This window comes from Streptomyces sp. NPDC001492, from assembly GCF_053597275.1.
The window spans coordinates 36,058-50,595 of the sequence record NZ_JBSFHW010000003.1 but is presented as its reverse complement, the minus strand read 5'-3'; the positions used below and the strand labels follow the sequence as shown (position 1 = coordinate 50,595).

15 protein-coding genes and 1 tRNA gene are annotated in these 14,538 nt (G+C 71.5%); 8 read left to right on the top strand and 8 right to left on the bottom strand.

The features are described from left to right. The first annotated feature begins 27 nt into the window (after positions 1-27). From ACWC1K_RS04425 to ACWC1K_RS04410, 4 genes are all read left to right on the top strand, one after another. Positions 28-1,365, top strand: coding sequence for a sensor histidine kinase (locus tag ACWC1K_RS04425; RefSeq protein WP_450828751.1), 1,338 nt, complete (start codon positions 28-30; stop codon positions 1,363-1,365). 32 nt (positions 1,366-1,397) lie between these two features. Beyond that, positions 1,398-2,042, top strand: a complete 645-nt coding sequence (locus tag ACWC1K_RS04420; protein WP_450828750.1) for a LuxR C-terminal-related transcriptional regulator — start codon at positions 1,398-1,400, stop codon at positions 2,040-2,042. 125 nt (positions 2,043-2,167) lie between these two features. Beyond that, positions 2,168-2,914 carry a PP2C family protein-serine/threonine phosphatase gene (locus ACWC1K_RS04415; RefSeq protein WP_450828749.1) on the top strand — a complete coding sequence of 249 codons (747 nt, stop codon included), beginning with the start codon at positions 2,168-2,170 and terminating at the stop codon, positions 2,912-2,914. A 249-nt stretch (positions 2,915-3,163) separates the two neighbouring features. After that, positions 3,164-3,379, top strand: a complete 216-nt coding sequence (locus ACWC1K_RS04410; RefSeq protein WP_450828748.1) for a hypothetical protein — start codon at positions 3,164-3,166, stop codon at positions 3,377-3,379. 32 nt (positions 3,380-3,411) lie between these two features. On the opposite strand, the gene ACWC1K_RS04405 is transcribed toward ACWC1K_RS04410, so the two are convergent. After that, on the bottom strand, positions 3,412-3,846 hold the full coding sequence (locus ACWC1K_RS04405) for a VOC family protein (RefSeq protein ID WP_450828747.1): 435 nt from the start codon (positions 3,844-3,846) through the stop codon (positions 3,412-3,414). 76 nt (positions 3,847-3,922) lie between these two features. Next, positions 3,923-4,684, bottom strand: a complete 762-nt coding sequence (locus ACWC1K_RS04400) for an ATP-binding cassette domain-containing protein (RefSeq protein ID WP_450828746.1) — start codon at positions 4,682-4,684, stop codon at positions 3,923-3,925. 469 nt (positions 4,685-5,153) lie between these two features. Here ACWC1K_RS04400 and ACWC1K_RS04395 point away from each other — a divergent pair, with 469 nt between their 5' ends. Then, the gene (locus tag ACWC1K_RS04395) at positions 5,154-6,032 is read left to right on the top strand and encodes a substrate-binding domain-containing protein (RefSeq protein ID WP_450828745.1); all 879 of its coding nucleotides are present in this window, start codon (positions 5,154-5,156) and stop codon (positions 6,030-6,032) included. A 52-nt stretch (positions 6,033-6,084) separates the two neighbouring features. Then, positions 6,085-7,086 (top strand): ABC transporter permease, encoded by a 1,002-nt coding sequence (locus ACWC1K_RS04390; protein ID WP_450828744.1) that lies wholly within the window; start codon positions 6,085-6,087, stop codon positions 7,084-7,086. Positions 7,087-7,150: 64 nt separating this feature from the next. On the opposite strand, the gene ACWC1K_RS04385 is transcribed toward ACWC1K_RS04390, so the two are convergent. Next, complete coding sequence (locus ACWC1K_RS04385; protein ID WP_351465610.1) at positions 7,151-7,735, bottom strand: TetR/AcrR family transcriptional regulator; 585 nt, start codon at positions 7,733-7,735, stop codon at positions 7,151-7,153. 225 nt (positions 7,736-7,960) lie between these two features. Here ACWC1K_RS04385 and ACWC1K_RS04380 point away from each other — a divergent pair, with 225 nt between their 5' ends. Then, complete coding sequence (locus ACWC1K_RS04380) at positions 7,961-9,406, top strand: MFS transporter (RefSeq protein ID WP_450828743.1); 1,446 nt, start codon at positions 7,961-7,963, stop codon at positions 9,404-9,406. Between the two features lie 111 nt (positions 9,407-9,517). After that, positions 9,518-9,591: transfer RNA gene (locus tag ACWC1K_RS04375), tRNA-Pro, on the top strand. A gap of 114 nt (positions 9,592-9,705) precedes the next feature. Here the strand turns inward: ACWC1K_RS04375 and ACWC1K_RS04370 are convergent. The 5 genes from ACWC1K_RS04370 to ACWC1K_RS04350 form a co-directional block, all read right to left on the bottom strand. After that, on the bottom strand, positions 9,706-10,551 hold the full coding sequence (locus tag ACWC1K_RS04370; protein ID WP_450828742.1) for a trypsin-like serine peptidase: 846 nt from the start codon (positions 10,549-10,551) through the stop codon (positions 9,706-9,708). 43 nt (positions 10,552-10,594) lie between these two features. Next, positions 10,595-10,780, bottom strand: a complete 186-nt coding sequence (locus ACWC1K_RS04365; protein WP_450828741.1) for a hypothetical protein — start codon at positions 10,778-10,780, stop codon at positions 10,595-10,597. A gap of 191 nt (positions 10,781-10,971) precedes the next feature. Then, complete coding sequence (locus tag ACWC1K_RS04360) at positions 10,972-12,201, bottom strand: SpoIIE family protein phosphatase (protein ID WP_450829037.1); 1,230 nt, start codon at positions 12,199-12,201, stop codon at positions 10,972-10,974. Positions 12,202-12,661: 460 nt separating this feature from the next. Then, positions 12,662-13,486 (bottom strand): DUF1684 domain-containing protein, encoded by an 825-nt coding sequence (locus ACWC1K_RS04355; protein WP_450828740.1) that lies wholly within the window; start codon positions 13,484-13,486, stop codon positions 12,662-12,664. A gap of 79 nt (positions 13,487-13,565) precedes the next feature. Further along, positions 13,566-14,489 (bottom strand): LLM class F420-dependent oxidoreductase, encoded by a 924-nt coding sequence (locus ACWC1K_RS04350; protein WP_450828739.1) that lies wholly within the window; start codon positions 14,487-14,489, stop codon positions 13,566-13,568. Positions 14,490-14,538 lie beyond the last annotated feature (49 nt).

Genomic DNA, 14,538 nt, shown 5'->3' with positions numbered 1-14,538 from the left:
CGGGCGGACGGGCGGGACACTGGGATCATGAGGGACACCTGTACGGGGGCGGCGCGTCTGCGGGCCGTGCTGCGGGCGCCGTTGACGGCTCGGGCGTGGGCCGAGGCCGCGTACTGTCTGGCCGGGTTTCCGGTTGCCCTCGTCGGCTTCGTACTCGTGCTCGTTGTGCTCGCCCTCGGTGTGGGGTTCACCGTCTCCCTCGTCGGTGCCGTACTCGGGCTGCTGCTCGTCGTCGCCTCGACGGGGCTCGCCCGTGCCCTCGCCGCCGTGCATCGTCGGCTGGCGGCGGGGCTGCTGGGGGAGCGGGTGGCGGCGCCGTCGGCGCTGCGGCCCAAGGGCAGGGCCTTCGCGCGGCTCGACGCGCGGTTGCGGGACGCCGCCGGCTGGCGCTCGGTGGCGTACACCGTGGTCAAACTACCCGTCGCCGCCTTGCAGTTGTATGCCGTGGGCTGGTGGCTGACCGGCCTCATCAATCTGTCCGCCCCGCTGCGCTGGGCCGCCTTCGGGCAGCGTCCGCGGCCCGGCGGGGAAGGCATGCCGACCATCACGCCCCTCCCGGTGGGCGGCGGCGCCCCGCACAGCACCACCTTCGCGGGGACCTTCGTGGCCGTCGCGATCGGTGCGGTCACGCTGCTCGCGGCGCCGTGGGTCACCCGCGGCATCGTCGCCGTGGACCGCTGGCTGGTGCGAGCCCTGCTGGGTCCGGGCGAACTCGCCCAGCGGGTACGGAACTTGGAGGAGACCCGCGCCCTCGCCGTCGACGACTCCGCGGCCCTGCTGCGGCGGCTGGAGCGGGACCTGCACGACGGTGCGCAGGTACGGCTCGTCGCGCTGGCCATGAGCCTCGACATGGCGAGGGAGGGCCTGGGCGCGGAGGGCGAGCAGGTGGCCGACCCCGCACGGCTGCGCCGGCTGATCGAGACCGCGCACACCAACGCCGTCGAAGCCCTCGGCGAGCTGCGCGACCTGGCCCGCGGCATCCACCCTCCCGTACTGGACGACGGCCTGCCCGACGCACTCACCACGCTCGCGGCCCGCAGCACCGTACCCGTGGAGCTGGCCGTCGACGTCCCGCAGCGGCCCACCCCGGCGATCGAGACCATCGCCTACTTCTGCGCCGCCGAACTGCTCACCAACCTCATCAAGCACAGCGGCGCCCGGCGGGCGGTCCTGCGCGTCACCCAGCAGGAGGGCCTGATGCGGCTGTGCGTGACCGACGACGGGCGCGGAGGCGCGCAGCCCGGTGGGGGCAGTGGTCTGACGGGTCTGCTGCAGCGGGTACGCACGGTCGACGGCACCTTGCACGTCAGCAGTCCGCAGGGCGGGCCGACGGCGGTGACGGTCGTGTTGCCGCTGCATGCGTGAGCGGGCGGCGAGAGGTGAGGGAGCATGCCGGTATGCGTGTCGTGATCGCCGAGGACGCCGCCGTACTGCGGGAGTTGCTGGCCCAGATGCTCACCGAGCGCGGCCACGAGGTGTGCGCCGCCGTGGGCGACGCCGAAGGGCTGCGGGCGGCCGTCGCCGAGCACCGGCCGGACGTCGGCGTCGTCGACATCCGTATGCCGCCCACCCACACCGACGAGGGCCTGCGCGCCGCCATCGACATCCGGCGGGGGTTTCCGGGGACCGGGGTACTGCTGTTCTCCCAGTACATCGAGACGAAGTACGCGACGAGACTGCTGGCCGAGGGCTCGGCCGGCGTCGGCTACCTACTCAAGGACCGGGTGGCGAACGTGGCCGAGTTCACTGTCGCCCTCACCCGCGTGGCGGCCGGAGGGACGGCCCTCGACCCCGAGGTCGTCACCCAGCTCGCCGGTGCCGGCCGCCGGGCCGAGCACCTCGAAACACTGACGGCACGGGAGCGCGAGGTGCTGGCGCTGATGGCACAGGGCCGATCGAACGCCGCCATCGCGCAGGCCCTGGTGGTGTCGGCCGGCACGGTCGAGAAACACGTGGCCGCCGTATTCGCAAAGCTGGGCCTCGCGGCCTCGCAGGACGCGAACCGGCGCGTGCTGGCGGTGCTGCGCTACCTCGGCGGATGAGCGGATGACGCCCGGAGAGGACTCCTGACCAGCACAAACACCGAACCGCTCCTAGACTGGCAGCGGAAGCGAGCCCTCCAGTGGTGCGTCCCGGCGCGTCCGGTGCGGGAAGGCGGTGGCCCTCCATGCAGTACGTCGCAGTCAGCGCGGTGAGCCATCCCGGGCTGCTGCGTGAGCGGAACGAGGACAGCCTCGTCGTCGGACCGTGGACCCTGTGCGCCACCGTGACCGAGAGCCCGCAGACCCTGGTCTTCCCGCTCGGGACACCCCTGGTCGTCGCGGTCGCCGACGGGCTCGGCGGGCATCCCGGCGGTGACGTGGCCAGCGCCTTGGTCGCCCGCCGGATCGCGGCCATCGGCCCTGCCCTGGACGACGAGGACGCCGTGCGCGCCGCCCTGAACGCCTGCAACCGTGCCGTGTACCAGGCCGCGGCGGAAGGCGGCGAGCTCACCGGCATGGGAACGACGGTGGCCGGCATCGTCGCACGCCCCGGCGCGCTGCTGATCTTCAACGTGGGCGACAGCCGGGTCCTCGCCGCCTCCCGTGACGGCCTGCGCCAGGTGAGCGTCGACGACAGCCCACCGCTCGCCCCCGGCCAGCGCACCACGTCCCTGGTCACCCAGTGCCTGGGCGGCAGTCCCGATTACCGGGCCATCACTCCCCATGTGACGGCGGCGCCCCTGTCGTCCGGCGACCGCTACCTCGTCTGCACGGACGGCCTGACCGACCCGCTGACGACGGACGTCATCGAGGAGCTGCTGAGGGACCACGACGACGGCCGGGCGGCCTTCGAGCTGTGGAGGGCCGCGATCGCCGAGGGCGGGCCCGACAACATCACGCTGGCGGTGGTACGGGTCGCGGACGACCGGTGATCCCGCCCCGGATCGTGATCTCCAGGGCCGGGCCACGGCGGAACCGTTCGTCCAGGGTCTTCGGATGAGGGGTGACGACATGTCCGAGCGCAGGAACAGGCCGTGAGCGCGCCCGGCGCCGGGGCGGCGCGGCGGCCGAGGTGCGGGACAGCGAGATCGCCACCCATGAGCGCTCTCGGGCGGCCGACGGGGGAACGTTCAGTCATGCTGGAACGGGGTGGCACCTCTTCTTGCGGCAAGGAGCACCGTATGCGCACGGACCCGGTCGGACGATTCCTGGCAGCCCTGGGCCCCGAGCAGCGCGAGGCCGTCGGCGCCAGGCCGCGCCAGGAGCAAGAACGCCTGGCGGCGGCCTGGGAACAGGAACTCGAAGCGGACGACGAACTCGACACCCTCGACGAACTGTCACCGCCGGCGGCGGAGGCCGAGGCGGCCCGCCGCATCCTGCGGAGCGGTACCGACTAGCAGCCGCTGCCCGGCGGAGGCCGAGCGGCCGGTCAGTCGAGACAGAACTCGTTGCCCTCGATGTCCTGCATCACGATGCACGACTCATTGACGCCATCGGCGCGCAGCAGCCGCACGCGTGTGGCACCGAGCGCGAGCAGACGTGCGCACTCCGCCTCGAGTGTGGCCAGGCGCTCTTCGCCCACGAGCCCGGTACCGGCTCGCACGCAAAGGTGCACCCTGTTCTTGACGACCTTGCCCTCGGGGACGCGCTGGAAGTACATGCGCGGGCCGACACCGGTGGGATCCATGCAGACAAACGATGCACCCCGACGCTCGGGCGGCAGCGAGCGATCGTAGTCGTCCCAAGTGGTGAACCCCTCCGGGGGCGGCGGTACGACGTACCCCAGCACCTCGCACCAGAAGCGAGCGACGCGCTCAGGTTCTGCACAGTCGAAGGTGACCTGGAACTGTTTGACCGATGACATCGGCGCACCATAGCAGGGTGATCATCTGCTCGATTCCGTCGGGTCCGCAGGGGGGCGGAGGACGGGTGAGAGAGTGTCAGGAGTTGCTCGTGGCGCCCACGATGGCGGAGAAGATCCGGTCCTGAGGGGAGGTCGGCACATGGAAGAAGCCGTTGTTGCAGCCGAGCCGCAGCACCGCCGCCTCGTCCGCGACAGCCTTGACGTCTCCCAGGTTGTGACTGATGAGAATCACCCCGATGCCCTGTTCGCGGAGTTCCTCGACGAGGTCGAGGACGTGGCCGGCCTGCGAGATGCCCAGCGCCGCGGTGGGCTCGTCCAGGAGGACGGCCTTCGGCCGGCCGAGGAGCGCTCGGGAGATCGCGACGGTCTGCCGCTGGCCCGCGGACAGTGAGGCGACCGGGGCGCGCAGATCGGGGACGCGGATGCCCAGTGTGTCGAGCTGCCCGCGTGCCTCCTTGCGCATCCCGCTGTCGTCCATCGACCGGAACAGGCGGCCCCGGGCACCGGAGCACCGCCGCTCCCGGCCCAGGAAGAGGTTCGCGGCGACATCGAGGTCGTCGCACAGTGCCAGGTCCTGGTAGACGGTCGCGATGCCCAGGCGCTGGGCGATCCGGGGCGTCCTGATCTGGACGGCCCGCCCCTCCCATTCGATGACGCCCTTGTCGGGGGGATCCACCCCCGAGATGACCCTGATCAGGGTGGACTTGCCGGCGCCGTTGTCACCCAGGAGGGCGACGACCTCCCCCTTGTGGACCTCCAGGTCGACGTCCTTGAGGGCCTGGACGGCCCCGAACCGCTTGGAGATCCTGTGCAGCGCGAGCAGCGGCGGCCCAGTCACGCGAACCTCACCTTCCCCGCGCGACCGCGGTGACGCCGCACGGCCCCGGTGGAACCCCGGCCGCGGGTGAGCCCGGCCCGCCCCTCGACAGCGCCGGCGGGCTCCCTGTTCCGATCACCATCTTTCGTCCCCATTCGGACGTACGCAATGCAGAACGCACGAAACCTTCGGGCGGGCGCGTCCAGCCGCGCCCGCCCGAAGGGAAGACTGAAGCGACACAGTGCGATATGTATGAACAAACTGGACAGGTGGTGCAGATCGCTGGGTCTTCCACGACGGGGGACCCGGCCGGAGGAGGGTGTCACCGATGGCACACCGCCACACCGTCCGCAGCCGCGGCCGGCCACGCAGTTCCCACGCGGGGCCGGCGCTCCTCCTGGTGGGAACACTGCTGCTCTCCGCCGCGGCCTGCGGCGGAAATCGGGCCTCCACGGGCGGCCACGGGACGGGAAAAGTCACGATCGGTCTGGTGACCAAGACCGAGACCAACCCGTTCTTCGTGGCCCTGCGCGAGGCCGCCCAGCACGCCGCGAAGAGGAACGGCGCCGAACTCATCGCCCTGTCCGGGAAGTTCGACGGCGACAACGAGGGCCAGGTCAACGCGGTGGAGAGCCTCATCGCCCGCCATGTGCGGGGAATCATGATCACACCGTCGAACACGACGGGGATCCTGGGTGCCATCGCCGAGGCCCGTCGGGAGGGCATCCTGGTGATCGCGCTGGACACCGCGACGGACCCGGAGAACGCGGCGGCGGCCACGTACGCGACCGACAACCTCAAGGCCGGACGCCTCCAGGGCGCGTATGTCAGGGCCGTCCTCGGCCGCCGGGCCCCCAAGCTGTTCATGCTCGACGGCACGGAGGGTTCCACGGTCAGCCAGCAGCGCCACGACGGCTTCCTCAGCGGCTTCGGAATCAAGGACGACTCACCGGCGATCCGCGGACGGGCGATCACCAACGGCGACCGCAATCGAGGGCAGACCGCGATGGAGAACCTGCTGCAGCGCACGAGCGACGTGAACTCGGCCTACACCATCAACGAACCGGTGGCCGACGGCGCCTACACGGCCCTCGCGGCACGCGGTCTGAGCGACAGGGTGACCGTCGGCTCCATCGACGGCGGATGCGAGGGCGTGCGCGACGTCAGGGCCGGCAAGTACGCGGCCACCGTCATGCAGTTCCCGGTCAGGATGGCCGACCTGGGCGTGGCCGCGGTCGTCGACTTCGCCAGACACGGGAAGAAACCGTCCGGCTTCACGGACACGGGCACGCAACTCATCACCGACAAGCCGGTGCAGGGGCTGGCGTCCCGCGACACGGGCTGGGGACTCCGGCACTGCTGGGGATGACCTCCGGGCGCCGACCGGGCGAAGGGATCAGTAACGGATCATGAGACCTCCCGTGACCACCAGTGCAGCCGCCGAGGACGAGCCGGGCACCGCGCTGCGGGACGCGCTGCGGTACGCCCTGCGCACACCGGCCGTCGGCCCCCTCGCGGCCCTGGCCGTCGCCGTCCTGGTCTTCTCGCTCGCGACGGACACGTTCCTGACGCCGGAGAACCTCGCCCTGGTCCTCCAGCAGTCCATCGTGACCGGCACGCTGGCACTGGGCCAGACCCTGATCATCCTCACCGCGGGCATCGACCTGGCGAACGGGGCGATCGCGGTCCTGAGCACGCTGGTCATGGCCAAGCTGGCCTTCGAGGGGAACGGCTCCGCGGCGGCTCTGCTGCTCGGCCTGCTCACGGCGACCCTGCTCGGGCTGGTCAACGGCCTGCTCGTGGCCCGGCTGGGCCTGCCCCCCTTCATCGTGACACTGGGCGCGCTGACCGTCATCTACGCCGTGGGCAGGCTCTATTCCGACTCCCGCAGCTTTCCGGTCACCGACGATCTGCTCGTCTTCTGGGGCAACGGCGTCCATGTCGGCAGCGTCCTCGTGACCTGGGGGACGTTCCTGCTCGTGGGCCTGTACGCGTTCTTCTGGTACGGGCTCGCCAAGACGGCCTGGGGCCGGCACATCTACGCCGTCGGCAACGCCCCCGAGTCCGCCCGCCTGACCGGCATCAACGTGCAGCGCACGGTCCTGTCGGTCTACGTCACCGCAGGTCTCCTCTACGGCATCGCCGCCTGGCAGGCCCTCGGCCGTATCCCCAATGCCGACCCGAACTCCTACCAGACGGCGAACCTGGAGAGCATCACGGCCGTCGTCATCGGCGGGACCAGCCTCTTCGGCGGCCGGGGAAGCGTCGTCGGCACGCTCATCGGAACCCTCATCGTCACCGTGCTCCGCTCCGGCCTCACCCAGGCGGGCATCGACAGCCTCTACCAGGACGTCGCCACCGGGACCCTCGTGGTCGTCACCGTCGCCGTCGACAAGGTCCTGCGCAGAGGCTCCGCCCGCTGACACCGACCCGCAAGGGGACTGGGTCGCGGGGTACGAGTCGTAGAGCGGGGGAGCGGCACCGGCGTCAGCGGACGGTGGTGCGCACCCCGTCCAGCGCGATCGCCAGGACGCGATCGCGCTGGGCGTCGTCGTCGAAGGCCGTGGCCGTGATGCCGGCCACCATCCGCAGCAGGTCGACGAAGTCCATGTCCCCCCGCGCCTCGCCCGCCTCCTGCGCCCGCTCGAACAGCGGGCCGCCCGCCGCGTACATCGACTCGCGGCAGGCCTGGAAGATCTCGGACTCGTCGTTGAGGGCCTCGCGGACGGCCCGCTTGGTCACCATGTATCCCGCGAACCGGCGCAGCCAGGCCGTCAGCGCCTCCCAGGGCTCCAGCCCGGCGACCTCCTGCGCGACCCGGCACAGCTCGTTGACGTCGCTCGCGTAGACGCTTTCGAACAGGTCGCGGCGGGTCGGGAAATTGCGGTAGAGCGTGCCGATGCCCACGCCCGCACGACGCGCGATGTCCTCCAGGGAGGCATCGGAGCCGTGCTCCGCGAACGCCTCGCGGGCCGCGTCCAGCAGGGCGTCGTAGTTGCGTGCGGCGTCCTTACGGTGCGGCCGTCGGGACGCCACGATCTCGCCGACGGGGAACGTCACGGGTGCCTCCAGAGCTGGATCGATGCGGAGGAATGCCTCCGGTACTTGAACCGGAGGTGTGCCTCCGATAGAGTGGAGGTACTCCTCCACTTTACCAGTGGACGGTACGTCCACCACCTTTCCGCGACCGCTCACCGCGGCCGTCGGCGTGCCCGAACCCGCCCATCGGCGCTCCGGGTCCGCACGACCGTGGCCCGAGAACCTCGGCCGCATCCCGCTCGTTCGGAGAGGCCCTTCATGCCCCGCAAGTCCACCCGACTCACCTTCGCGGTCCTCGCGACCGGCGCCGGTGTGTTCGCCATGCTGCAGTCGCTGATCGCGCCGGCCCTGCCGACCGTCCAGCACGCGCTGCACACCTCCCAGTCCACCGCGACCTGGGTGATGACGGCCTATCTGCTGTCCGCCTCCGTCTTCACCCCGATCCTCGGCCGCGTCGGCGACCTGATCGGCAAAAAGCGCACCCTGGTCGCCGTCCTGTTCGTCGTGCTGCTCGGCTGTCTGCTCGCCGCGCTCGCTCCGAACATCGGCGTCCTGATCGTCGCCCGGGTCGTCCAGGGCGTCGGCGGCGCCCTCTTCCCGCTCTCCTTCGGGATCATCCGCGACGAGTTCGCCCCGTCCCAGGTCAGCGGCAGCATCAGCAACCTGTCCGCGGTGATCGCCGCGGGCGGTGGCGTCGGCATCGTCGCGGCCGGCCCCATCGTGTCCGCGCTCGACTACCGCTGGCTGTTCTGGATCCCGGTCGCCGTCGTCGCGGTCACCGTGCTCATCGCCCTGCGTTACGTGCCCGAGTCGCCCAACCGGGCCGAGGGCAGGGTCAGTTGGCTGGGTGCCGGGCTGCTCTCGGCCTGGCTGGTGGCCCTCCTGCTGCCGCTGAGCCAGGCGAGCAAGTGGGGCTGGGGCTCCGCGAAGGTGATCGGCCTGTTCGCCGCCGCGGTGGCGCTGTTCACCCTGTGGCTGCTGTCCGAGGCCCGCTCCCGCACCCCGCTGATCGACCTGCGCGTCATGCGCCTGCCGGCCGTGTGGACCACCAACACCGCCGCCCTGCTCTTCGGTGCGGGCATGTACGCGCTCTGGTCCTTCCTGCCGGCCTTCGTCCAGACGCCCTCCGCCGCGGGTTACGGCTTCGGCGCGAGCGTCACTGCCTCCGGCCTGCTGATGCTGCCGATGCTGGTGGCGATGTTCCTCTCCGGCATCCTGAGCGGCCGCCTGGAACCCGTGGTCGGCGCGAAGTCCCTCCTGACCACCGGTGCCGCACTCGGCGCCGTAGCCCTGGGCATGCTCGCCCTCTGGCACTCGGCGCAGTGGCAAGTCGCCGTCGTCTCGGGCGTGTTCGGCCTCGGCATCGGACTGGCCTTCGCCTCCATGGCCAACCTGATCGTCGGCAGCGTCCCGGCCTCCCAGACCGGCGCAGCGACCGGCATGAACGCCAACATCCGCACCATCGGCGGCTCCATCGGCGCCGCTGTCACCAGCGTCCTGGTCACCGGCCACCTCCAGCCCTCGGGCCTGCCGTACGCCTCCGGCTACACCCACGGCTTCGCCCTGCTGGCGGTGCTGTGCCTGGCCGCAGCGCTGGCGGCCCTGCTGGTCCCGACGGCCCGCAAGGCCTCCCTCACCGGTCCGGCCCGCGCCGCCGACCGGACCCCCACCGAGCCAGCGGCCGCATCCGGCACCCGCGGCTGACGCGCGAGGCCGACCCGGACTGCCGGGTCGGCCACCGGTCCGGCGAGAACACCGGTGCACGTACGGTAAGGTTGACCTGCGCGATCACGCGGTTCTCCGCGGGAAGCGCACCGGGACGTGGCGCAGCTTGGTAGCGCACTTGACTGGGGGTCAAGGGGTCGCAGGTTCAAATCCTGTCGTCCCGACGGTGTTCACCAGCGGGTTTGCCGACAATGGCAGACCCGCTGGGTGCGTTCGCGCGGCCGGTGAGGCGATCACGGCGGGGGCCGGACGGGAAGGCGCCAGTCGGCTCGCGCGGATCACGGATCGCTGATGGCTGCCTTGTACAGGTCGGCCGCCTCGCCGCGCAGTGTCACGCTGTAGGACACGTCGTCGGTGTCGCCGCCCTGGTCGTAGCCGCCGAGGACGCCGACGACCTGGCCGGCGTCGTTGATCCAGGGGCTGCCGCTGGTGCCCTGGGTGAAGGCGGGGCAGTCGATGCGCTGCTGGGTGCTGCTGTAGGCGGTCGGCCTGTTGGTGCAGCTGATGGGCGTCTCTCGGGAGTCGGGGTAGCCGACGACGGTCACAGGGGTGGCGCCCGTGGTCGTGCCGGGCGTGAACCGGTTGGCCCCCACGACGTCCTCGATCGCCCTGCCGTCCTGCTCGTCGACGCTGGCGAAGGCCAGGTCGCTGTCCTCGTCCTGGTCCTTCGTCCATCCGTCGGGCAGATAGCGGTGGTCCAGCTTCCACACCCCGTACGGCGCGTGCCCGTCCCGGTAGCCCGGAACGAACACCAGGTCGGTACCGGTGTCGCCCACGCAGTGCGCGGCGGTGACGACGAGGTCGCGCCGGGGGCTGTGCACGACCGAGGCCGTGCACTGGTGTCCGCCGGCCAGGTCCTCGGCCCGGTCCGCGTCGAACAGCGCGCCGACCCGCGCCGTCTGACGACTGGCCACGACGTCGACCGTGGCTCCCAGGGCCTGTGCCGGCGATCGTGCCTGCCCCGCGGGGCCCCCTTTTCCGGCGGACGAAAGGACGTCCGACGAGGGCCCTGCGGGCCGGTGCCCGGCCTCCGCGGCCGATACCGACGAGGCCAGGGTGAACATCATCACGACGCCCAGCAATGCGTGACGCGAGGTGACCAAGATGCGTGAGGTGCGCTCCATCGGTGATCACTCTGTCTCACGAAGGTGAGGGAAAACGCCCGACTTAGCTGAGATTTTCCAGTGAAACCCTTACCGACGGTGCCCGCGCGCGCTTGTGCGACGTGGCGGATGCCGGCGCGCAGTCGTAGACACGGAACGGCTGGTGGGGCATGAGGGTGCAGTTGTCGCGGACCCAGTGCGCGGCGGCGCGGCCCGGGGTGGTCGGTGCGCCGCCGGTGAAGCCGCCCATGGGAGCACCTTGGCGCCCGCGAAGAGGATGTGGGGGGAGGCCGAGCGCCAACCGGTCGTGGCGAAGAGGAAGGTGGCATGGCCCTGGTGGGCCTTCATGAAGGCCAGGAAAGGATGCCTGGGGCCGGTTCCCATTCAGGTGAGAATCAGGTGTACTGCGGGCGACCGGCCCGGTCACGGGACGTCGGAAGGTCACAGCCGGACGACGACGAGGGCGATGTCGTCCTGGGCGCCGCCTGCTACGCCGAGGTGGGCCAGGAGGGTGTCGGCCAGGCGTTCCGGGCCGAGGGTGCGGTTCAGTCGCAGGACTTCGATCAGGTGTGCGATGCCCTTCTCGATGTCCTCCTCGCGTCGTTCGATCAGCCCGTCGGTGTACAGCACGAGGGTGGCCCCGGGCTCGTAGGCCTGCCCGGCCTGCGGGCGGGGCACGTGCTGGGGCCGGGCTCCCAGCGGCGGGTCGGTGGCCTTGTCCAGCAGGTCGCAGGTGCCGTCCGGGTGGATCAGGACGGGCGGCGGGTGTCCCGCGTTGCTGTAGATGATCAGCTGGCTGCGGGGGTCGACAAGTGCCTTCACTGCGGTGGTGTTCAGCGCGCCGTCCACGGACCGTGCGTACAGGCCCACCACCTCCAGCGCCCGGGCCGGTGACTCCAGTGCCCGGATCGCGGCACTGAGTGCACTGCGCAGCATGCCCATCACGGCGGCTGCCTCCAGGCCGTGGCCGACGACGTCGCCGACCGCCACCGCGAACCGGCCGTCGGACAGGTTGACCATGTCGTACCAGTCGCCGCACACGTTCAGTGACCCGGTCGCGGGCAGATAGCGCACCGCGACGTCCGAGTGCCGGGCCAGGTCGGGTACCTGGAGCATGGCCTCCTGCAGGGTGACGGCCACCTGGCGTTCCCGGGTGTGGGCCAGGCGCAGTTCCTCGTTCAGCCGCTGCAGCTCCCGGGCGCGTGCGTACAGCTCGGCCTCCAGTGCGTCCCGCTTGGTCAGCTGCTGCACGGGCGGCTGGTTGCCGGCCACGCGGGCCTGGACGAAGGCGGTGACGTCCTCCACGCGGTGGATGATCCACTGCACGTTCCCGCCCGGGGCGAGGATCGGCGTGTTGACCGGGGACCACCAGCGCTCCTCGAACCCTCCTGGCTCGTCCAAGACCGGGATGTCGTACTTCTGCAGCGCCATGGTGTCCGGCTGCCGCAGGGCCAGCACCCGGTGCAGGGAGGCGTTGAGGTTGCGCACGCCGTCCGCCTCGGGATCGGCGGGGTTGTCGGGGAACGCCTCGAAGATGTGCTTGCCGAGCAGTTCCTCGCGTGTGCGGCCGGTCGCGCCCAGGTATGCCTGGTTGACCTCCACGATGACCAGGTCGGGGCCCAGCACCAGATAGGGGCTCGGCGTGGCGGCGAACAGCGCCGCGTAGTCCATCTCCGGCAACGCAACCACCTCCGGCCGCTCCCTCTCCCTCACGCTACGGTCCCTCGGGCCCGTGCGCTCGGGTGAGGACGACCGGCCACGGGCGCGGCGTGCGAAGCCTCGCGACCGAGGAAGGGGTGGTTGCGCGTGTGAATATCCGCGACGCGGATCACCCGGGACAGGCAGGCTGAAATGTGACCTGTCGGCGTTGCTGTTGCCACGTCTGAGGATTTCGGACCGGAAATCCGGCTACCCGCCCGGCGGCGCAGACCCCGCCCTCGTCCTTGCGGTGGCTTCGAGCCGGGCGGACTCCCGCACGCCCCGGGCCGCGAGGACGGTCCCGCGTGGGGATGTCGTACCCCGGGGGGAGTGCGATTCCTCGCGCCCGGCGGCCGTCGCCCGTGCCTACCACGGGCGACGGCCGTCCACGACTCCCGCGGACCTGCGGAGGAACTGCGGTCGGCAGGGGTGCTCAGGAACCGCCGCGCTCGACGGGGATCTTGTGGCCCGCCTCGACGGCCACCGGCAGCCGGTTCTCGGCCGGGGGCAGCGGGCAGGTGGCCATGTCCGTGTAGGCGCAGGGCAGGTTCGCGGCGCGGTTGAAGTCCAGGACGACCGTGCCGTCGGCGGCGGGCGGATCGAGGGCCAGGGACCGGTTGGCGGCGTAGGTGGTGACCCCGGAGGTCGCGTCGGTGAACAGCAGGAACAGAGTGCCCGCAGCACGCCCCGGGAACGCGGTCAGGGACAGCTGCTGCCCGTCCAGTTCGAACTCGACCCTGCCCGGAGCGTCGTAGACGTGCTCGAGGCCCTCGACCGCGGCGCCCACGGTGGTCGGCCGCGGCTCGTCGAAGGGGACGTACCGGCCGGTCACGGCCCAGCGCGGGTCGGGCGCGTAGGAGGGGGTTCCGGTGAAGGCGGTGCGCAGCGGCGCGTCCGGGTGCCGGGGGCGGACGATGTCGTTTCCGCCGCGCTTGGCGACCTCGATGACGGCGTCTCCCCAGACCGCGTGGACGTCGCTGCGCTCGGGAAGCACGCCGAAGCGGTGTTCACCGCGCACCGGGGTCCCGTCGACGACCAGTTCCTCGCCTTCGTCGAGGACTACGACGACCCCGTCGGGGCCGGTGTGCCAGGCGCCGGGTGCGTCGGGGAAGCGCTGCGGCCGGTCGTCGAGCCAGTGCTGGCCGGTGATCGCCAGGAACCCGTGCGGGTCGGCGAGCCGGGTCTCCTGGGCGCGGTACCAGTCCAGCCAGTTCTCGGTGAAGGCCTGGAGGTCGGTCGCGGTGGCCTCGGTGGTCATACGGTCTCCTTCGTCCCGCGAGGCTCGGCCTCGCGCAGGGTGCAGGGGGGTGGGGGGCTGGACGGGCAGACGGGCTTGCTCAGTCGGCCAGTTGGCCGAGGAGGTCCCAGGTGCGTCGGCGGTCCGCTTCTCCGGCGATCTCGGTGCCCGAGAACACGACCTCGGTGGCGCCCGCGTCCCGGTAGCGCCGTACCTCGGCCTCGACCGCCTTCTCGTCGCCGATCACGGCCAGGTCGGCGGCCCGCCGGGCGCCGGAGAGTCCGATGACGCGGGCGTAGGACGGGATCTGTTCGTAGAACGCGAGGTTCTCGGTGGCCTTCGCCCGCACGGTGTCCACGTCGTCCGTGACCACGCCGGGCACCAGGGCCACGACCCGGGGCGCGGGACGCCCGGCGGCCTCGGCCGCTGCGGTCAGGGCGGGAACGATGTGGTCCGCCAGGGCGCGCGGTCCCGCCAGATACGGCAGGATCCCGTCCGCCAGCTCCCCGCTGACCCGCAGCGCCTGCGGTCCCATCGCGGCGACCAGCAGGGGGACGCCGCTCTCGGCGCCCGGGACGCGCGCCGGGATCGGGGTGGTGGCGGTGAGCAGTTCGCCGTGGAAGTCGGCCGTGCCGGTTTCGGTCAACTGCCGTAGCGCGGTGAGGAATTCGCGCAGCCGGGCGATGGGGCGTTCGAAGGGCAGGCCGAAGGCGTTCTCGGTCAGCAGTTTCGTGCCCAGGGCCAGCCCGAGGTGGTAGCGGCCGTGCGTCGCGGCCTGGGCGGTCTGGGCCTGGCTGGAGACCAGCAGCGGGTGGCGGCCGAAGACGGGGATCGCGGAGGTTCCCACGTGCAGTCCGGGCACCTCGCGTCCGACGATCGCCGCGAGCTGGGGTGAGTCCGCGCCGAAGGTCTGACCGAACCAGGCCGACCGCAGCCCGGCGGCCGCGGCCTCGAGGGCCAGCTGCACGGTGGCGTCGACCTGGTTCTGTGCGTCGGATGCGTTGAGGGCTACTCCCACAGTCATGTCAGTCAGAACGGACGCTTGGCGAACCCGCATTCCGCTCCCTGTGTGA

Bases quoted from the DNA above. Each gene is read 5' to 3' on its own strand.
- ACWC1K_RS04425 (WP_450828751.1), top strand. From the start codon at position 28: ATGAGGGACACCTGTACGGGGGCGGCGCGTCTGCGGGCCGTGCTGCGG.
- ACWC1K_RS04420 (WP_450828750.1), top strand. From the start codon at position 1,398: ATGCGTGTCGTGATCGCCGAGGACGCCGCCGTACTGCGGGAGTTGCTG.
- ACWC1K_RS04415 (WP_450828749.1), top strand. From the start codon at position 2,168: ATGCAGTACGTCGCAGTCAGCGCGGTGAGCCATCCCGGGCTGCTGCGT.
- ACWC1K_RS04410 (WP_450828748.1), top strand. From the start codon at position 3,164: ATGCGCACGGACCCGGTCGGACGATTCCTGGCAGCCCTGGGCCCCGAG.
- ACWC1K_RS04405 (WP_450828747.1), bottom strand. From the start codon at position 3,846: ATGTCATCGGTCAAACAGTTCCAGGTCACCTTCGACTGTGCAGAACCT.
- ACWC1K_RS04380 (WP_450828743.1), top strand. From the start codon at position 7,961: ATGCCCCGCAAGTCCACCCGACTCACCTTCGCGGTCCTCGCGACCGGC.
- ACWC1K_RS04370 (WP_450828742.1), bottom strand. From the start codon at position 10,551: ATGGAGCGCACCTCACGCATCTTGGTCACCTCGCGTCACGCATTGCTG.
- ACWC1K_RS04365 (WP_450828741.1), bottom strand. From the start codon at position 10,780: ATGGGCGGCTTCACCGGCGGCGCACCGACCACCCCGGGCCGCGCCGCC.
- ACWC1K_RS04360 (WP_450829037.1), bottom strand. From the start codon at position 12,201: ATGGACTACGCGGCGCTGTTCGCCGCCACGCCGAGCCCCTATCTGGTG.
- ACWC1K_RS04355 (WP_450828740.1), bottom strand. From the start codon at position 13,486: ATGACCACCGAGGCCACCGCGACCGACCTCCAGGCCTTCACCGAGAAC.
- ACWC1K_RS04350 (WP_450828739.1), bottom strand. From the start codon at position 14,489: ATGACTGTGGGAGTAGCCCTCAACGCATCCGACGCACAGAACCAGGTC.